This is a genomic window from Trichloromonas sp. (genome assembly GCF_041583255.1).
Taxonomy (GTDB): Bacteria; Desulfobacterota; Desulfuromonadia; order Desulfuromonadales; family Trichloromonadaceae; genus Trichloromonas.
On the sequence record NZ_JBFHGD010000292.1, the window covers coordinates 1 to 3,317 of the forward strand.

A 3,317-nucleotide genomic window follows, 5' to 3' on the forward strand; every position below is an offset into this window, starting at 1 on the left:
CTTCATCAGCAAGGGGAAGGCGGTCTACCGCCTGCTCGACGCGGTGGTCACCTTTCACCGCCCTCTTCCGGTGGTCGGCGACGTGATTCACTACGACATCAAGATCGAGCGCTTCTTCCGCCAGGACCAGACCTACCTCTTCAACTTTAATTTCGAAGGGACGGTCAACGGCGAACCGCTGCTGTCGATGAAAAAAGGCTGCGCCGGCTTTTTCACCGAAGCAGAACTGGCCGCCGGCAAAGGCATCGTCCACACCAGGCTCGACCTGATGCCGCAGCCGGGCAAACTGCCGGCCGACTGGCGTGAACTGGCGCCGATGGCGGTCGAGTCGTACAGCGAGGCCCAGGTTGACGCCATCTACCAGGGCGATCTCGCCGCCGGCTTCGGCCCACATTTCGCCCATCTCGGCATGAAACGTCCCTACACCATGCCCGGCGGGCTGCTCAAGCTGGTCGACCGCGTGATCGAACTCGACCCCAAGGGCGGCCGCTACGGGCTCGGCCAGATCCGCGCCGAAATGGATATCCGTCCCGACGCCTGGTTCCTCACCTGTCATTTTGTCGACGACAAGGTCATGCCCGGCACCCTGATGTACGAATGCTGCATGCACACCCTGCGCATCTACCTGCTGCGCATGGGCTGGATCGGCGAAGACGGGGCCACCTGGTGCGAACCGGTTCCCGGCGTCGACAGCGGCCTCAAATGCCGCGGCCAGGTCACCGAAACAACAAAAACCGTCACCTACCAGGTCAGCATCAAGGAGCTCGGCTACGGCCCCGAACCCTTCGCCATCGTCGACGCCCTGATGTATGCCGACGGCAAAGCCATTGTCGAGATCCCCAACATGTCGGTACGGCTGGCCGGATTGAACCGGCAGATGGTGGAAGCTTTGTGGCAGGGACTGTCCCCAGCCACATCGGGGACTGTCCCCGGTTCTACCGCGATTGAAGACAAAGAGGGGCAGTCCCCGATAATACTGGGGACAGTCCCCACGGCCTCCAAGAAGGCGCTCTACGATTACGAGCAGATTCTGGCCTACTCCATCGGCAACCCGTCGGAAGCATTCGGCGAGCCCTATAAAATTTTCGACAACGAGCGCAAGATTGCCCGCCTGCCCGGCCCGCCGTTCCAGTTTCTCGACCGCATCACCGAGATCAACGGCGAACCGTGGAAGCTGGTCTCCGGCGTAACCATCGAGGCCGAATACGACGTGCCGCCTGACGCCTGGTACTTCGAGGCCGGCCGGCAACCGGAGATGCCCTTCGCGGTGTTGCTGGAGACCGGTTTGCAGCCCTGCGGCTGGCTCGCCGCCTATCTCGGCAGCGCCCTGACCAGCCCCGTCGACCTGCGTTTCCGCAACCTCGACGGCAACGCCGTGCAGCACCGCGCGGTGACCCCGCAATCGGGCACCCTGACCACCCGGGTCAAGATCACCCGCATCTCCAGCAGCGGCGGCATGATTATCCAGGGGTACGATTTCGAGATTCGCGACAGCCAGGGACCGGTCTATACCGGCGACACGGTTTTCGGCTTCTTCTCCGCCGAATCCCTGGCCCAGCAGGTCGGGGTGCGCGATGCCAAGCCGTATCAGCCCAGCGCCGAGGAAATCGCCCGCGGCGAACGCTTCCCCTACCCGCCAGAGGCGCCCTTTCCGGCCAAGAAACTGCGCATGGTCGATTCCATCGAACTCTTCGTCAAGGACGGTGGTCCGCAAGGACTCGGCTTCATCCGCGGCAGCAAAAAGGTCGATCCGGAAGAATGGTTCTTCAAGGCCCACTTCTACCAGGATCCGGTCTGCCCCGGTTCCTTAGGCCTCGAATCGTTCCTGCAGCTGCTCAAGGTGGCCGCGGTCAACCGCTGGGGGGGCAGCGCCGACACCAAACTCGAAACCATCGCCCTTGGCCAAAGGCACAAGTGGAATTACCGCGGCCAGATCATCCCGGCCAACAAGCTGGTGACCATCGAAGCGACGGTCACCGCCATCGACGAAGCCCAGCGCCTGCTCACGGCGGATGGCTACCTTTCAGTGGACGGCAAGGTGATTTATCAGATGAACGACTTCACGGTGAGGATAAGCTGAACAGCCCTATTTTTGTAGAATGTGCTATTATCCGGAAGGTGATGGAGGATTCTCCCCCCATACCAGAGGTTGGCCGATGCTGAATGAAGAACTTAAAAAGCTGCTGGTTGCGAGACTGAAGGCGATTGACCCCTACAAAATAATCCTGTTCGGCTCACACGCTTATGGCAATCCCGGCCCGGATAGCGATGTCGATCTGTTGGTCGTCACGGAGGATGATTTTTTACCTAGAAATTTTGCTGAAAAGAATGAGATATATCTGCGCGTGGCCAATTTAATCATCGACATCGAAAAAAACATCCCGATCGACCTGATCGTCCACACTAAGGCCATGCACCGTAAGTTTGTTGAAATGGGAAGCATGTTCAGTAAGAAAATTGCTGTCGACGGAACGGTTCTTTATGAAAAAACTCACTGAAGAGTGGTTGAAAGCGGCCAAGGATGATTTAGATGTCATCGAAAGAATTCTCGGCGATGAACACCTTTCTCACATCGTGGCCTTTCACGCGCAGCAGAGCATCGAAAAAGCGTTCAAGGCCCTACTTGAGGAACACAATTTTGAATCGCAGAAAATTCATAATCTCGTGACTCTCTACGGCAGGGTCGAAAAATATCTTGAAGATGAAGTGGATCTTCAACTGCTGAAAACACTCGATGCGCTTTACATTGAGGCACGCTATCCAGGGGAGCTTGGTCTCCTTCCCAATGGTCGTCCAACGCGGGATCACGCAAAAATATTTTTCGAATATGCATGGAACATCTTTAAAATGGTGAACAGGCAATTCATTTGAAAGACCCATTAGAAACTGCGCGCCAGCTATGGCATAACTCCCACTCAAAACAGACCAGCGAAAATGCACGCAGATATCGACATAGCCGTATATCTTCGAGACACTGAGGATTTGGCAGAAACAAGTTCGAGTTGATCGGCCTGCTATCCGATACCCTGGGCAGCGATGAGCCTGGTGGGTCGCATCCTTCGCAAACGGTGGGTGCTGGTGGATAAGGGACCGACAGTGCGTCACCCGTTCGAGTCCTTTTTTTGTTTCTGTTTGGGAAAGTCCGGGAACCAATAGTAACCAATAGGGGACGTTGTTGACAAACCGGTTAGCCTTCCATGAAATCCAGGGAGCTTCCCCATGCCCGCCGACAGATCGATCCACCACTGCCTGCAACAGAACTTCGGCTTTTCGACCTTTCGTCCCGGACAGGAATCGGTCATCGAATGCCTGCTGGC

At 57.0% G+C, this 3,317-nt stretch carries 2 protein-coding genes and 1 pseudogene; all 3 read left to right on the forward strand.

Features of this window, described 5'->3' with window-relative positions; all coding sequences use genetic code 11:
• Positions 1-2,080 (forward strand): annotated as a pseudogene (locus tag ABYV89_RS15800) (type I polyketide synthase); the annotation flags it as partial.
• Positions 2,081-2,156: 76 nt separating this feature from the next.
• On the forward strand, positions 2,157-2,498 hold the full coding sequence (locus tag ABYV89_RS15805; protein ID WP_432823897.1) for a nucleotidyltransferase domain-containing protein: 342 nt from the start codon (positions 2,157-2,159) through the stop codon (positions 2,496-2,498).
• On the forward strand, positions 2,482-2,871 hold the full coding sequence (locus tag ABYV89_RS15810; protein WP_432823898.1) for a HEPN domain-containing protein: 390 nt from the start codon (positions 2,482-2,484) through the stop codon (positions 2,869-2,871). The genes ABYV89_RS15805 and ABYV89_RS15810 overlap by 17 nt, the downstream gene beginning before the upstream one ends.
• The last annotated feature ends 446 nt before the right edge of the window (positions 2,872-3,317 follow it).

What these genes read in the sequence shown, in the direction of transcription:
- ABYV89_RS15810 (WP_432823898.1), top strand. Translation starts at nt 2,482, where the DNA reads ATGAAAAAACTCACTGAAGAGTGGTTGAAAGCGGCCAAGGATGATTTA.
- ABYV89_RS15805 (WP_432823897.1), top strand. Translation starts at nt 2,157, where the DNA reads ATGCTGAATGAAGAACTTAAAAAGCTGCTGGTTGCGAGACTGAAGGCG.